This is a genomic window from Pedobacter aquatilis, assembly GCF_030409415.1.
Taxonomy (GTDB): Bacteria; Bacteroidota; Bacteroidia; order Sphingobacteriales; family Sphingobacteriaceae; genus Pedobacter; species Pedobacter aquatilis.
On the sequence record NZ_JAUFPW010000020.1, the window covers coordinates 1 to 15,601 of the forward strand.

Consider the following 15,601-nt stretch of genomic DNA (forward strand, 5'->3'; position numbering starts at 1 on the left):
AGAACCAAAGGAAAATATCAAACATGGACCAACTACAAAAGAGCGATATGAGCCTTAAGTTAATGACATTGCCCCAACCCCTCCTTGAAAATAAGGAGGGGAGTTGGATAGTGCTAATTATTTCTCTAATGCATACACTGCGAAAGACGCCAACCAATGGTCGCCACCATAGTTACCTGCAAAAACCAATGGCAAGGCATTAGCCAAAAACTTATTAGCCGTTTGCTCAAAGCGAAGTTTTAGCTTGTGCCCTTTAGGTAATTCTTTGGCGATACCTTTCATACACCAGGCCCGTGTGAAAGATAAGCCAACCAAGTGCACACCCTGATAATCGTTTATATCACTAATTACAGGTAAATCGCTAATTCGTTTTAAACTTCGTTCTTCGTAAAATTTATTTAACCAATTTACAAATGCCGCATTAGGCAAAACGCGACGCATTAAATCGGCAATTTCTAAACTTGGAGAAAAAAAATCGGAGCCGTCGGGTTCTAAATAAGCGGGCGTAGCGGTATTGTTTAAATAAAAAGATTTTGCTTTTTCTTGAATTTGTTTTTCGAAGGTAACATCTTTAAATGTTTTAGCCCAATCTAACGCAAAAACCAACCCGAATGCTGTATTTGGATGCACTCCAGTTCTATTCGGATAAGTTTGCTTTGGCAAATATGCTTTCCAAAGACTTAAAATTTGTTTCGTTAAAGGCTGTAAGGCTTCATGCCATTTTTTCGCATCGGGGTGATTCCAAGTGTATAATTCTTGATCCAACTTTAACAACCAAGCCCAACCATAAGTACGTTCGTAAGTATTAGCTACCTGATATTTTGTGAAATACTCGGCTTCGGACTTCATCTTTTCGATGGTAAAAGTTCTATTTAAAAGCGCTGTTATTTCTGCTTTATTTTTTAAATCTGGAATGGTTTTAAGCAATCGAACCAACATCCAATGCCCATGAACTGAACTGTGCCAATCTAAGCAGCCATAAAACGCCGGATGCAATTCGCTCGGCAACAAACGGCCATCAATTGCAGTATTAGCAACATGCGAGGTTTTATTCGGAAACTCCTGAATAATGCAACCCAAAGGCATTTTCGAAAGTTTTTCAGCTACATCTGCCGTTAATGTTGGTACGGTTTGCGCCTGTAGCGAAAAATATAAAGCCGTAAATAGAAATAGTGCAGAGAATTTTTTCATACTTGGGTTAGTTTGGGAGACATACATTAAAATTCAATCATTCAAAATTCAATCACGCACTCAATTACTACGCTCCAAATCTAATCCATTTATCGCCTTCATGACCAAAGATAAAAGAACCTGGATGTATCATTTCTGCCAAATCTTCGATTAAAGAGACTGCATTTTCAGCAGTTCTTAATCTGTTTACATCATCATTTAGCAAAATAATGCGATTATTTTTTACCGCTTGCCAATCTGCATTTAGTAAGGATGGCACCTCACGCATCAAATCGGTTAAGGTTTTACCTGGTTGATAATAAATAATAAATGCTGCACTAAAAATATCGGTTTCGAACATACCGCCAGCTTGTGCAATTTCTTCCGTTAAAAAATAACTTGGTGTATTGCTCGCATCCAGGCAGGCAACTGGCATTTTATCCATAAACTTAATTTTGTGTTCTACAATATCTAAACGTTCTTGTAAATCCTCTTTTTGGGTCGTTTCCAGACCAATAAATAAATCGTTTAAAAAAGACATCTGCATTAAATTTATTAATTTGTGCAAAAATAACAATCCTTAATTCATGCAGGCCTCATTTAAGTATATATTTTGTTTTTTTTGCGCCATTACATTATTTTCTTGCAAGGAAAAGTTAGATAACAGTACTAAAAAAGTATTCAATATTAATTTAGACCAGGGTTTAACCTCCTTAGATCCTGCATTTGCCCGAAATCAAAATGCCATCTGGATGACCAACCAGGTTTTTAATGGTTTGGTACAAATCGATTCTACCTTACAAACCATTCCATGCATAGCCAAAAGCTGGCAAGTATCTGCAGATGCATTAACCTATACCTTTAATCTGCGTAATGATGTTTATTTCCATGATGATTTGGCCTTTAAAAATGGAAAAGGAAGAAAGGTTGTAGCGAGCGATTTTGCTTACAGTTTTTACCGACTAATCGACCCGAAAGTTGCTTCATCGGGTGGTTGGATTTTTAGCGACAAGGTTAAAGACCAAAATAATTTCATCGCTGTAAACGATTCTACATTTCAGATTAAATTGGTTCGTCCGTTCCCGCCATTTATGAGTTTGCTTACTTCGCAATATTGCTCTGTTGTGCCGAAAGAAGTGGTTGAGCATTATGGTAAAGATTTTCGAAGTCATCCGGTAGGCACTGGTCCTTTTAAATTTAAGTATTGGAAAGAGGGTGAAATTTTAGTGCTTATAAAAAACGAGCATTATTGGGAAAAAGATTCAAAAGGTATCGCTCTACCCTATTTGGATGCACTTAAAGCTTCATTTATCAGCGATAAACAAAGCGGCTTCATGAGCTTTTTGAAGAAAGATTTAGATTTTTACTACAGTGTGGATGGGAGTTACCGCGACGATATTTTAACCAAAAGTGGTAAAATGACTTCGAAGTATAAAGGCAAATTCCAATTAACTAAAAGCCCGTATCTATGTACAGAATACGTTGGAATTTTAGTAGATAGTAGCCTCGCAATCGTGAAAAATTCGCCATTAAAACTGAAGAAAATTCGCCAGGCAATAAATTATTCCATTGATAGAGAAAAGCTTATTAAGTATTTAAGAAATGGCATTGGCATCGCCGCAACATCAGGTTTTATACCCAAAGGGATGCCTGGTTTTGATAGTTCGGCCGTTCATGGGTATCATTACAATCCAAAATTAGCTGCAAAATTATTAGCTGAAGCTGGTTATCCTGAAGGAAGGGGTTTGGGCGAAATTACATTAAACACGACAACAACTTATAAAGACTTAATTGAGTTTATACAAAGTGAACTCTCGGCTGTTGGCATAAAAACCAAGATTGATGTGAGCCCAAGTACGAGTTTAAGGGATTTGATTTCGAAAAACCATGTGAATTTTTTCCGCGGAAGCTGGATTGCAGATTATGCAGATGGAGAAAACTATCTTTCGATGTTCTATTCGAAAAACAAGGTTCCCCTCGGACCAAATTACACGGCTTTCTATAACAAAGAATTCGACAAATTATTCGAGAAGAGTTATTACGAACCCGATAACAATAAGCGTTTTGAACTGTATCGAAAAATGGATCAGATGGTTATGGATTATTCACCGGTTGTTCCTATTTTTTACGATCAATCTGTTGTTATGCTACAAAATAACATAAGCGGATATCAACTGAATCCACTTAGTTTAATGATTTTAAAGAAGGTAAAAAAGAAGTGATCTATTTCTTGTCCATCAGTTTTCTTTTTAAGAAATCGGCTGTTGCTTCGCTAACTTTTAATCCGTTAGAAAACTTCATCCAATGGTGCGTATCATCTGGGATAGCAAGAAATTCAAACTCAAACTTCTTATCTTCAAATCGCTTGGCCAAATCCACACTTTGGTTAAAGGCAACATTTCTATCATCATCAGCATGGATAATTAATGTTGGCGAGGTCCAGGTTTTAATGTAACTTATTGGCGAAGATTCGGAAGCAATCTTTGCGGCCAATGCGGCATCGGGAGCAGGTTCTTTTCCTTCTAAATTGTTACTGCTAAACCGATTGTTTACACCATGAATATCAACCCCGGCAGCAAAAAGCTTTGAATCTTTTCCTAACGCCAATGCAACCAAATAACCCCCATAAGAACCACCATAAACACCGATTTTACTTTTATCGATATTATCTTGTTTTGCCAACCATTCGCCAGCAGCTTTTATATCCTGATACTCAGAAGCACCCTGCGCACCCGCATTTAGAGGCTTATGAAAATCATAACCATAACCCAAACCTAAACGGTAATTAACGGAAAGCACCGTAAAACCCAATTCTACCAGGTATTGATTTAAAGCGTAATCTATAGAATAATAATCCATAGGATTCCATCCTAAAAACATTTGCCTTTGCGGCCCGCCATGAACATAAACAATTGCAGGATGTTTTTTAACACTATTTTTTGGCGAAAACAATTGCCCATAAACCGTCTTCCCGTCTGGTGCTTTAAAACTCACATGTTTCGGCTTTACCATTTCCGAGATTGGAAAGTCGTTTGGAATTAAATCCTCCCCTATTAAATCGATTTTTTTATCGCCCAAAAGCGCAGGCAACAAAGGCCTTTCTGCCGTAGAACTTAAACAAAATATCGTATTTCCATCACCAGAAATTACCGGATAAGATTCTATACCGAAACCCGAACTAATTGGTTTCATATCTGCCTTATCAACCGAAACTTTGTAAATGTGTCTGCGATCTAAATCATCAGCATTCGCTCCCATATTTGACGCAAAAACCAATGTTCTTCTATCATTACTCAACTCAACATTTTCGACAACAAAATTGCCTGGCGTTAAAAGAATTCTGTTTGAACCATCTGTATTCATTGAGTAAAGATGAGGCCAGCCATCTTCATAAGATGCCGAAATAATTCTATCGTTAGCCCAAAATAAATTTGCACCACCATCAATTGAAGGATAGGAACCCCTTATGGTTTCTGATGCTTTCCATATTTGTTTACCATTGTCTGTTTTTAAATCAGCAACCCAAATTGCCCAAGGTTGGTGTTTTTTTGTTAAGATAGAATCTGTTGTACCACCACTTCCGGGTGTACGCACAAAAGCCAATTTACTTCCATCGGGCGACCAAACCGGAGAAGCATCTTTAGAAAAAGAGGGTTGAACCCATTTAATTGGCATTTTAGCATTTGTGTAGATCCCGATAAAAGAATGATCTGTACGGCTGGAAACAAAGGCTATCATTTTTCCATCAGGCGACCACTTGTATCCTGACTGAATGCCTTTCATGTTGATGATAACTTTTGCAGGACTAGAAGCATCCAGCGAAGCGGTTTGTAATTGACCTGATTTTGAAAAAACAATCTGATTTTCTACTGGAGAAATTACAGGATTATCGCCTTCGCCAATGAAATTAATTTTACCTCCAGAAAAAGGAACAGAATATACTTCAACTTTTGGCATTAATGGCATACTGGAAGCATTAACGGGTCCGCCATCTCTACCGCCATGGTCGCCTCCTCGAACAAAAACAACCCATTTTCCATCAGCAGAAATCGCTAAACTTGTTAACTCTTGCCCATCATCTTCTTTAAAATCGGTTATTTTTATCGCTTTATAAGTTGGAGCTTCAGCAACATAAATATTCCTTCTCCCTTGTTCTTTAGCAGCCCACGCAATTTTAGAACCTGTTGGTGCAGCAACCAATTGTGTTGGAAAGGGATAACTTAAGACAGATCTGACGTTAAATTTTTGAGCATATATGTGTGCACACAAGAATACCAGAACCAAAAACAAACTTATTTTTCTCATTATCTAAAATTTAGAATAAATTATAAAAAAAAGCCCTAACCGATAAACGGAAAGGGCTTAGAACGTACTTTTTTATAAGAATGTTACTGATCCCACCATAATTTGGTTGTTCTAGGCACTTCTGTTGGAACATTTGCACCATTTTTACTTTTCTCACCTTGAGGATAGTCGTTTCGACGAATGTAATCTGGCAAGGTAACGTTTACCGGAAGTGTGAAATCTTTGTATTTGTAATCATATCTTCTGGCATCATTCCATGCTTCAGGATTTAAATACGTTGCCACATACTTTTCTTTGAAGATCAAATCCTTAGTAAAAGCGGTAACACCCACGGCAACACGAGCATCTGCTAAATATGCTGCCTTATCAGCCGCAGCAACCTGAAATTTATCCATATTAGCAGATATTGCGGCTAAATACGCATTATAAGATCTGGTTTTGTCGGTTGCAAAAGCAGCCTCAGCCTCGATAAATTTCAGCTCAGCATACGTTGCAATAAAAATTGGTGATGTTGCACTTGTCCATGGCGAATTAACTGATATATAACATTCATCTTTTAGTGTATTTGCACCAGGCAATCTATTTCCTGCACCATTTACTGTTCCGATGTAAACATTGTTAATCGTCCTGTCAGTGATTTTTGCAATTCTTGGGTCGAACAATCCATAGGTTGTTCCATTTAAGTGATCTATTAATTGCTCTGATAACCACCCTCCAAGCGATTGCGAAGCATTACTGATGGCCACACTTGCCCAGAAATTTCTAATACTAAATGTCGACATTTGAGCATCTTCTGCGTTTGAAGCAAAGGAACTGCTAACCGCAGCTAAAACTGCAGTTGGGTTGTAATTTGACGTTTTACTAACCTTATTTAATAATCTGGCCTTTAAAGCATAAGCAAATTTTAACCAATTGGCTCTTTCATTAGCACCTGTTGTACCATAAATTAAGTCGCTTGTTGCGGTTAGTTTTATTGTGGCATTGGTTTTTGCTAATTCAACTATAGCTTCATCAATTAAAGCCATTGTTTGTGCGTAAACCTCTTGTGCGGTATCATATTTAGGTGTAAAATTTGTAATATCGAAAGCTTGAGAAAATGGTGCCGCTCCCCACATATCATTTACCATTATTAGGTTGTATGCAATAAGAACGTTGGCAACACCTTTATATTCACTTGAGCCTTGCGCAACAGCCATTTTTTTCATTTCATTGGCATCAGCCATTGCAAAATAAAGGGCATCCCAGGTACCACTAAAATCTATTGCCTGATAAGTATCGCCCGCACCTGCAGCAGCAGGATTTGCTGTATATTGAACATATGGTGCAATTGCACTGGCCACATTATAATTATTAACACCAGCTTTACTTGTTGATGTAGCAAGCAACGACGCTAATGTTGGCGTGGTTACTTGATTTGGGTTTTTAGCAACATCATCAAAATAGCTGTCTTTGCAGCCTTGAAGGGTAACACTAACCGCTAAAGCTGATAACACTGTATATTTTAAAATCTTTTTCATCGTTATCAAATTAAAAACCAACGTTAAGAGAGAATATAATTGAGCGGGCCGTTGGATAGGTAAATCCGGCAGAACCATCATTATTACTAGCCGCATCATATGAACTTGATTCTGGATCAACACCATAATATTTAGTCCATAACCATAAATTATTGCCCGTTACACCAATTGATGCCGTTCTAATCGCTTTTTTAGGCAACCATTTAGTTGGTAAGGCATAATTTAAACTTGCAGAACGCAAACGTACCCAAGAGGCATCTGTTACAAATGGTTCAGAAACATTTCGGTAAAATCTACGATAATAACCTTCTCCGTAATCTACACCATCTGGTGCAACACGTTGCCCTAGCCAAACGGGTTTTGTATTTGGTGTTCCGTTGGCAAGTACACCCTCAAAAGTCCTGAAAGATCTTCTATCAGCAGTGTAATCTGGTAAACCAAAAGCTGAGTAGAAATCTTCAAGCCAGTTATATTTTTCAAAACCTAAACGGGCATCAAACAATACGTTTAAAGTAAATCTTTTATAAGTGAAGTTATTACCCATGCCGATAACATAATCTGGTTGAGAATTTCCAAGGATTCTTTGTGTACCTCCAGAAATAATTGGGAAACCATCAGCACCAATAAGTAGTGGTAAGTTTTTATCTAAGAAATTACCATCTTGCGGCTGGCCTCCAGAGTATCTGTTAAAATAAGAACCATAAATATTACCAAAAGATTCTCCTTGAACCAATTTCATGGTTACGCCAGCATTACCATAACCTCTGGCTGCACCATAAATAATATCAGTTGGTAAATAGAGAATTTTATTTCTGTTAGCTGATAAGTTTAAGTTAACACCCCATTTAAAATCCTGTCCGTCAATTGGTTTACCATTAATAACTAACTCAACACCTCTATTACGAATATTACCTGCATTTATTGATGTTGTAACATAACCAGTTGCTGAAGTAATTTGTGCTCGAACAATTTGGTCTTTACTTAATGAATAATAGTAACTGAAATCAAAGCCTAAACGGCCTTTAAAAAACGACATTTCTAGGCCTGTTTCGTAGGTATTGGTAAACTCAGGGCGAAGGTTCGGATTACCAAGGTTTGAAGCCAAAGTTAAACCTGTTGAACCTGTTGGTAAACCTGTGTAAGTGCCAAAACCTGATGAAGCACCAGCGTAGATTGGCGCATCTTTACCAAGTTTAGCATAAGACAATCTCAACTTTGCCTGACTGATAGATGCTGGAAGTTTGAAATGATCAGAGAAAACATAACTTAAACTTGCTGATGGGTAGAAGAAAGATCTGTTCTCTTTAGATAAGGTTGAAGTGATATCATTTCTACCGGTAACGGTTAAGAAAAGGAAATTTTTATAGTCGAAAGTAGCTTCACCAAAATAACCAATTAATCTTTTTTGCTCAAAACCCTGAGATACGCTAATAACTTTCGCATTTGCAAGATTATAAAAATTATAAATACTTAGCTGACTTCCTAAAGAACCAATATTCTTTATCTTAGAATCGTACATCTCTTGTCCTAACCTTAGTGTAGCATTTAAATCTGTTGCTAATTTTGTAGTTAGGGTTGCAATAAAAGTTCCGTTTAAGGTTCTGGATTTGGCATTATATTCACCATAAAAACCCTGGTCGTTATCATAAACTTGCTCTCCAGCTATCCCCATCGGGCCTGGTGCAGTCCTAACTCTATTATCATTATAGGTATCTAAACCAAAACGATAAGATAAATTTAACCATTTTACTGGCTCATAACTTAAGGATGCACCTCCAATAAAGCGATTTACATCACCTTTAAGTTGGTTTGTTGCAGTACCCCAAATTGGGTTATTTGTACCAATGTATTTTTGAGTGCCATTTTCATTAATGTAATCTGCAACATCATAACGTGGAGACCAATAAGCTAATCCTTCGCCAAATCTATCAGCACTGTAAGTGTAACCCCCAGCATTGCTGAAGTTCATGTTTACCGCAGCCTTAAATTTAGGGCTTATTGTAATGTCTGTATTTAATCTTCCTGATAAATTTTTATAATCGGTATTTGGCATCATACCTTTTTGATATAACTGAGATACAGAAGAGAAAAATCTAATGGCTTCAGTTCCACCCGCAACTGATACAGAGTTTTTAACTTGTTGGCCAGTTCCAAAAGCACGATCATAATTATCATATAGTTGATCTGGATGCGTTGGATCGATAGCCTTCGCTTCTGCAATTGTTGGTCCCCATGCCGGTCCAATACCACTCGGTGGATTTGCATAAACGCCCAAAACACCTTGGGTGTATTCTTTTTGTACAGCTGGTTTTTTTAATACTTCATCAAAACCATAGCTGCTACTTAAATTGATGCTTATGCCTCCGGCTTTGCCTCTTTTAGTTGTGATTACAACCACACCATTTGCACCTCTTAAACCGTATAGGGCTGTAGCTGCGCCACCCTTTAAAATGTTAATGGTTTCGATATCGTCAGGATTAATATCCGATGCTCTGTTGCTTACACCTCTAGATCCATACGCTGTACCTCCAGGGTTTGCACCTAAAGATGAGGTTGTATTATCAATCTGAACACCATCAATTACATATAATGGATCACTTGGTGTGTTTGGGTCGATAGAGTTAACCCCTCTAATTCTAATATTTGCACCTTGACCAGGTCCACCACCCATACTAGAGATTGTAGCACCTGCAACCTTTCCCTGCAAGGCATTGATTAAGTTCGGTTGGCGGTTAAAGTTTAAATCTTCGCTATTAACTTGTTGAGCGGCATACCCTAAAGACTTTGCTTGTCTGGTTATACCCAAACCTGTTGATACGGTAACTTCCTGCAGCTCTTGCGCATCGGCAGCTAACGTAATGTTAACTGTGGTTCTGTTGCCAACTGTAATTTCTTGTGTGGTATAACCAATTGCATTTATTACAATTACGGCATTGGTTTGTGGTACTTGCAAGGTAAAGCTACCGTTTCCATCTGTTGAGGTGCCGATAGAAGTGCCTTTAACTTTTACACTTGCTCCTGGTAAAGCTTGACCATCATCTGAAGATGTAACTTTTCCGGTAATGGTTTTTACCTGAGCCATTGTAGATAAGCCCACGAAAAGTACACACAGAAAAAGTAGTGAGGTAAAGATTTTTCTCATATCTCTGTTGTTTAGGTTAATTTTGTTTAGTTAGATGCAATATATGTTTTTTATAAGCAAAATCACACACTTAAAACTAAGAAATACTGCAAATTCTTGCAAAATCTATTATTAAAAAACACAGAAACCCGCATCAGTATGCAGTAATCTTATAAAAATAACCCAGAAAGCTTAAAGAAATAATAAAAAGCTAAACTTCTTAATTGGTAGTAGTGTATTTTAAACACTAAGATTGCTTCCTTTTGAATTATTGCAAAAAAAAAGCCTTTCTAAAATTTAGAAAGGCTTAAATTTTAATTTAAAGCGTTTTGTTATTGTTGAACACCACCCATTCCGCCTTGCTGCTGATCTTGTTTGGTATCATCATTTTTAATTTTTTTCTTCTCTGTAAATTTGAGTTTACCAAATGAATAGCTAAAATTAACACCAAATGAGCGTAAAGGATAATAAATATTCTGACTTTGAAGTACCGTGCCTGCTGCAGTTACAGAATTATTTACCGTTCTAATGTGTAAATCGCGGGTAAAAGGGTTTAAGGTATTAAAGCCTATGCTTCCTTTTTTCTTAAGGATTTCCTTTTTGATTGAGGCACCATAAAACACCATTGCATCTGTTTTACCTTGATATGTTCTTCTTGGAGAGTTAACCACACCAAATAACTCAAAATTATAACCTTTACCGAAACCATAAGCCGACCTTCCGAAAATGTTATAGTTTAGGAAAGTACCTGTGCTCACATTTGTTAATGAATTGCTAACTTCATAAGTGTTCAACCCAAGGTTTGTCATTAAAGTCCATTTTGGTTTTGGATTATATGATGCAAAAACGTTAGCACCATACGTTTGTGCTGTACCCACGTTAATGTAAGTTGTATAAGTTTTATTTACTCCATTATCTGCTATCGGCGAAATTGAACTCTCAATTACACCACCAGTACGGCGATAGAAAACCGATGCATTCAAAATAGAGCTTTTAATGTAAGTGCTGTAACCCAACTCAAAGTTATCGCTCAGCTCAGGATTTAACTGTGGATTACCTTGCATAATATTAAATTGGTCGCTTTCGTTACGGAAAGGGTTTAGGTAAGATTGACCTGGTCTTTGCAAACGGCGGTTATAGCTTAATTTTAAAGTTGTACTTCCCTTTAATGTTTGAGAGATGATTGCACTTGGAAACAGGTTCAGGTAATCATTTTTCTGCAAACCACTATTTTGTGTATTAAAATCTATTCGAGTATACTCCCCTCTCAAACCACCTTTAAACTTTAGCTTTTTAGTAAGATCGAAACTAATTACACTGTAAACTGACGCAACGTCCTGATTGTATTCAAAATCTTGTGCAGCATTGTCAAACTGACTTTTAATATCACGTAAGATGGCTTTTGCTCCAATTTCTAAAACAGTGGCTTTGCTAAATGGATAAGTGTAATCGGTTTGGAAAGTATATTCGTTATTTTTTCCTGTGTTATTACTGATGGTTTGAAATCCGTTAGGAAAAGCCGCAGAGGTTAATAGATTACTGAAACTTGTAGGCGTTCTGCCAGAAGATAATTGTGCAGAAACTGAAAATTCTTCGCCCTCTTTCTTACTTGTTTTTCTGTAGTCAACGTTCCAATCTAAGTTTCTGAAAGTCATATCCATATCGCTTACATTTGTTGCTGGCAAACCATTAATAATATAGTTCGATTCACCTGGACCACCATTAGAGAAACTGTTCATTTTAACAGTTGTACTAAGGTTATTATATGCGTTAAAATCGTAATCCAACCCGAAACTACCGTTATAACCCTGACGACTCCATTTAGAAAAACCATCTTGAGATACACTATTTAAACTGCCGTTATTTAACGTAGTTTGGTTCAAAATCACTACTCTCGATTTTTGAGCATAAGCTAAGTTCGTACCTAAATTTGTATTTACACTTAAGCGACCAGTTTTAGCGGTTAAGTTAAACGAACCATTGTTTTGGCGAGTTCCTACTGAAGCATTTACTGTACCACTAACACCTTGCGCATTAGATTTTTTAGTGATGATATTAATGATACCACCCGAACCTTCTGCATCATATTTCGCAGATGGACTTGTAATTACTTCAACCGTTTTAATTTGCTCTGCCGGAATCATTTTTAAGGCATCAGCAACACTGCTTGCCATTGTTCCAGATGGTTTTCCGTTAATTAAAACACGAACAGCACCACCACGCAACTGAACGTTACCATTCATATCAACAGATAACATTGGTACTTTACGCATTACATCAGTTGCATCGCCTCCGGCATTTGTACCATCAGCTTCTGCATTATAAACCATTCTATCAATTTTATTTTCAATAACCGCTTTTGCACCTACAATTTGTACATCGGCTAAATTATTTTCTGTTGAAGAAATGATAACATTACCGAGATTAAAATCAGGTTTTGCAGGTGTTGTGGTTACCAAAACCGTTTTGGTTTTGTAACCCATAAAGCCAATTATTAATTTGTATGCATCTGGTGCAATACCTTGAATGGTCAGTTTTCCTTTTTCATCTGTAACACCACCGTTTACAGATTTAGTTGTTTTTATAGAAATTAATGAGATGGTTGCATAATCAATAGGTTTCTTTGTTAAGGAATCAACAACAGTAATTGAAATTCTTCCTGTAACTGATGGCTTTGCAGGGCCACCCATTCCGAATTGTGCATTCGCATTAAAAAATATACCAAGGATGAAGGTTAATAGTAGAATTCGTTTCATGTATAAATAGTTGTATTTGGTAATTAGTCTGCGCAAGTTGCATTTTGTTACAATACATTAAAATACTTTTAATGCAACCAACAGAAATTGGTCGGCAAAGGTGCGATTTTTCTCTGTAAAAAGAATGTAAAATGGAAGAATGGATGAGGGTAGACGGGTTAGGAGCAAAAAGATGGATGACATAGAATGGTTTTGTTTAAAATAAAAAATGGATAACAAGTATTTAACCCATTATCCATTTTAATAACCATTTAAGTGATTTTTCCCCCTCAAACATCATCCATCACTCCCATCTTAATCGTCCACATCTTCCATCTTCCATCATCACATAAAAACATCTTCCCTTATCTGGCTGTATTATTTGGTCTGGAGTAAACCAATTGCATTACGTTAATATTTCTCATGGCAAATGCGGCTTCACAATAGTTAAGGTAATAATTCCATTTACGAATAAAAGTTTCATCAAAGCCTAAAGCCTTAACCTTATCCAAATGCTTATTAAATTCTAAATACCAAAGGTGAAGTGTTTTCGCATAATCTAAGCCCATATCTTTTAAATCTACCATCGTTAAATCGCCGGTATTATTAATGGCATTGTTAATTGCAGCAACAGAAGGTAATAATGAGCCAGGGAAAATATGTTTTTGAATCCAATCTACACCATTACGCAACTGTTCGTAACGGCTGTCTGGCGATGTAATTACCTGAAAAGCAAAAATCCCATCAGGTTTTAATAGAGATTGGCATTTTTCAAAATAAGTTTCCAAAAACTGATGGCCTACAGCTTCAAGCATTTCTATGGAAACAATTTTATCGAAAGTACCTTCTATTTTTCTGTAATCTTGAATAATAACCGAAACTTTATCTTCTAAACCTTCTGCTTTTACACGTTCTACAGCAAACTTTTGTTGTTCTTTAGAAATGGTAACCGAAGTAACTTTACAATTGTAATTTTTAGCAAGAAAAATTGCATTTCCGCCCCAACCACTACCAATTTCTAAAACATGGTCGGTTGATTTTATTTTGAGTTGTTTAGCTAACCTATCGTATTTAGCATATTGTGAATCTTCTAAACTCGTATCTTCTGTAATAAAATAACCGCTGGAATAGGTCATGGTTTTATCCAGGAAGGTTGCAAAGAAATCATTATTTAAATCATAATGTTCGGATATGTTTTTTTGCGACCCTGCCAAAGTATTCGCCCTACGTAAATGAGTTAGTTTATTTACAATTTTAAACAAATTTAGCGCTATCGATTTCACCTTGCTACCGGTTACTGATGGTGCATTTTCGATGTTTAAGAGCACCCATTTAATTACATTGGTTATATTTGATGTATCCCACAAGCCGGCGGTGTAACCTTCACCAAAACCAATATCTCCATAAAGCGCAATAGATTTAAAGAAATCAATATGATTAATCTGAATGTTAGCTTCAATATTGTTCACACCATCACCATAAACCAAAACCTCACCAGTTGGTAAAGTAAGTTCTAGTTTACCTAAGGTCATTTTTGAAAGCGCATTAAGCACCATTTTATCAAAAAATCCATGTGATGTTTTTGTTGCAACTAAGGTATTCATAATTTAATGAGCGTTTTATTTTATGGTTTATAGGGTTTATATACGTTACGTTGCAGTTCAGGGTTTTCTGCTTTTGGATGAAAAGATATTTTTTTTAACCAAAGCCTGAAAGCTTGCCAATGTATCATACCCATAATTTGCAAAGGAATTAAAGGTATTGAGAAAAAATATTTCAACAAACTAACATTATTTAATTTTTTCCTTTCGCCTTTTAAAGTACTGATGAAAAATCGATTGCCCTGTTTATCAATATCATCAATTCGGATTTCCAATTTATCATTCGGGATTGTTAAATTAAAATCGAAAGCATCATCGTGGTCTATAAATGGCGATACATAAAAATATTTTGTGGTAATTTTCTTAAAAGTATCGCCATCCAATTCATCTTTTGCAAAGAAAAAAAGTTTCATTTCGCGATAGGTATTACTGATTTCGGCCACGCAACAAACCGGATTTTCATTGGCATCAAAGCAAAAGTAAAATGAAACAGGATTAAAATTATAGCCTAAAACATTAAGGTTTGTTAGCAGTTTAATTTTCAAATTGGTTCCGTCAACGCCATAGCCTTTTAAATAATCTTCTATATGTTCGCGGGTGTTTTTTGATTTATTTGGATTGTCTTTTGGTAATTGTAAATGCTCCGCATCCTTAAAAGAAAACAAGTTAAATTTATTTCGACTAAACCAACGAAGTTTTTTTGCCAGCAAGTCAATTTCATCCAAATCGATATAAAACATATACACATTGTACCAAAAAGAATGTTTTTTTGGCGCCAGGCGATGATGCATCACCTTTGCGGTATATATGGAGGACTTGAATGACATTTTATGATTTCAATTTACAAAAATTATTTAATCCGTCGGCTGAAGCGCGACGGCAATGAAAGCTTTAGCAACAACTCTGGTCATAACATTCATCAATTCCTGCTTAGAGCAGAGAGATTACTTCGTGCCTCGCAATGACGAACTGGCTATCAACACTCAGCTTAGCCTAGCCTCTACATCTCCGTTTTACTTTAATCCGGCCTAACAAATTTTTCGGAACAGCTTATCAAAGCCTAACCACTAACTTTAAAAGAAAAATTTTCAGCCGGCAATTTTGTTTCTTTTGTTGTCAAAAGAAAAAAGCCTGTCCGGCCAGGACAAATAG

General features: G+C 36.5%; 9 protein-coding genes. 1 reads left to right on the forward strand and 8 read right to left on the reverse strand.

Translation table 11 applies throughout. The features are described from left to right. Positions 1-117: 117 nt before the first annotated feature. A complete protein-coding gene (locus QWY86_RS09410) occupies positions 118-1,191 on the reverse strand; it encodes a DUF2891 domain-containing protein (RefSeq protein WP_290241258.1) in 1,074 nt (357 codons plus the stop codon). A gap of 67 nt (positions 1,192-1,258) precedes the next feature. Further along, positions 1,259-1,711, reverse strand: coding sequence for a substrate-binding domain-containing protein (locus QWY86_RS09415; RefSeq protein WP_290241260.1), 453 nt, complete (start codon positions 1,709-1,711; stop codon positions 1,259-1,261). A gap of 46 nt (positions 1,712-1,757) precedes the next feature. Here QWY86_RS09415 and QWY86_RS09420 point away from each other — a divergent pair, with 46 nt between their 5' ends. Further along, positions 1,758-3,392 carry an ABC transporter substrate-binding protein gene (locus QWY86_RS09420; RefSeq protein ID WP_290241262.1) on the forward strand — a complete coding sequence of 545 codons (1,635 nt, stop codon included), beginning with the start codon at positions 1,758-1,760 and terminating at the stop codon, positions 3,390-3,392. A gap of 1 nt (position 3,393) precedes the next feature. On the opposite strand, the gene QWY86_RS09425 is transcribed toward QWY86_RS09420, so the two are convergent. The 6 genes from QWY86_RS09425 to QWY86_RS09450 all read right to left on the reverse strand — a co-directional run bounded on the left by QWY86_RS09425 (position 3,394) and on the right by QWY86_RS09450 (position 15,276). Then, complete coding sequence (locus tag QWY86_RS09425) at positions 3,394-5,475, reverse strand: S9 family peptidase (RefSeq protein ID WP_290241264.1); 2,082 nt, start codon at positions 5,473-5,475, stop codon at positions 3,394-3,396. Between the two features lie 83 nt (positions 5,476-5,558). Further along, a complete protein-coding gene (locus QWY86_RS09430; RefSeq protein ID WP_290241266.1) occupies positions 5,559-6,992 on the reverse strand; it encodes a SusD/RagB family nutrient-binding outer membrane lipoprotein in 1,434 nt (477 codons plus the stop codon). A 10-nt stretch (positions 6,993-7,002) separates the two neighbouring features. Then, positions 7,003-10,134, reverse strand: a complete 3,132-nt coding sequence (locus QWY86_RS09435; protein ID WP_290241268.1) for a SusC/RagA family TonB-linked outer membrane protein — start codon at positions 10,132-10,134, stop codon at positions 7,003-7,005. Between the two features lie 311 nt (positions 10,135-10,445). Further along, positions 10,446-12,869, reverse strand: coding sequence for a TonB-dependent receptor (locus QWY86_RS09440; protein WP_290241270.1), 2,424 nt, complete (start codon positions 12,867-12,869; stop codon positions 10,446-10,448). 344 nt (positions 12,870-13,213) lie between these two features. Then, positions 13,214-14,452 (reverse strand): SAM-dependent methyltransferase, encoded by a 1,239-nt coding sequence (locus tag QWY86_RS09445; RefSeq protein ID WP_290241272.1) that lies wholly within the window; start codon positions 14,450-14,452, stop codon positions 13,214-13,216. 20 nt (positions 14,453-14,472) lie between these two features. Next, complete coding sequence (locus QWY86_RS09450; RefSeq protein ID WP_290241273.1) at positions 14,473-15,276, reverse strand: DUF1365 domain-containing protein; 804 nt, start codon at positions 15,274-15,276, stop codon at positions 14,473-14,475. Between the last annotated feature and the right edge of the window lie 325 nt (positions 15,277-15,601).

What these genes read in the sequence shown, in the direction of transcription:
- QWY86_RS09425 (WP_290241264.1), bottom strand. Translation starts at nt 5,475, where the DNA reads ATGAGAAAAATAAGTTTGTTTTTGGTTCTGGTATTCTTGTGTGCACAC.
- QWY86_RS09445 (WP_290241272.1), bottom strand. Translation starts at nt 14,452, where the DNA reads ATGAATACCTTAGTTGCAACAAAAACATCACATGGATTTTTTGATAAA.
- QWY86_RS09410 (WP_290241258.1), bottom strand. Translation starts at nt 1,191, where the DNA reads ATGAAAAAATTCTCTGCACTATTTCTATTTACGGCTTTATATTTTTCG.
- QWY86_RS09450 (WP_290241273.1), bottom strand. Translation starts at nt 15,276, where the DNA reads ATGTCATTCAAGTCCTCCATATATACCGCAAAGGTGATGCATCATCGC.
- QWY86_RS09420 (WP_290241262.1), top strand. Translation starts at nt 1,758, where the DNA reads ATGCAGGCCTCATTTAAGTATATATTTTGTTTTTTTTGCGCCATTACA.
- QWY86_RS09435 (WP_290241268.1), bottom strand. Translation starts at nt 10,134, where the DNA reads ATGAGAAAAATCTTTACCTCACTACTTTTTCTGTGTGTACTTTTCGTG.
- QWY86_RS09430 (WP_290241266.1), bottom strand. Translation starts at nt 6,992, where the DNA reads ATGAAAAAGATTTTAAAATATACAGTGTTATCAGCTTTAGCGGTTAGT.
- QWY86_RS09440 (WP_290241270.1), bottom strand. Translation starts at nt 12,869, where the DNA reads ATGAAACGAATTCTACTATTAACCTTCATCCTTGGTATATTTTTTAAT.
- QWY86_RS09415 (WP_290241260.1), bottom strand. Translation starts at nt 1,711, where the DNA reads ATGTCTTTTTTAAACGATTTATTTATTGGTCTGGAAACGACCCAAAAA.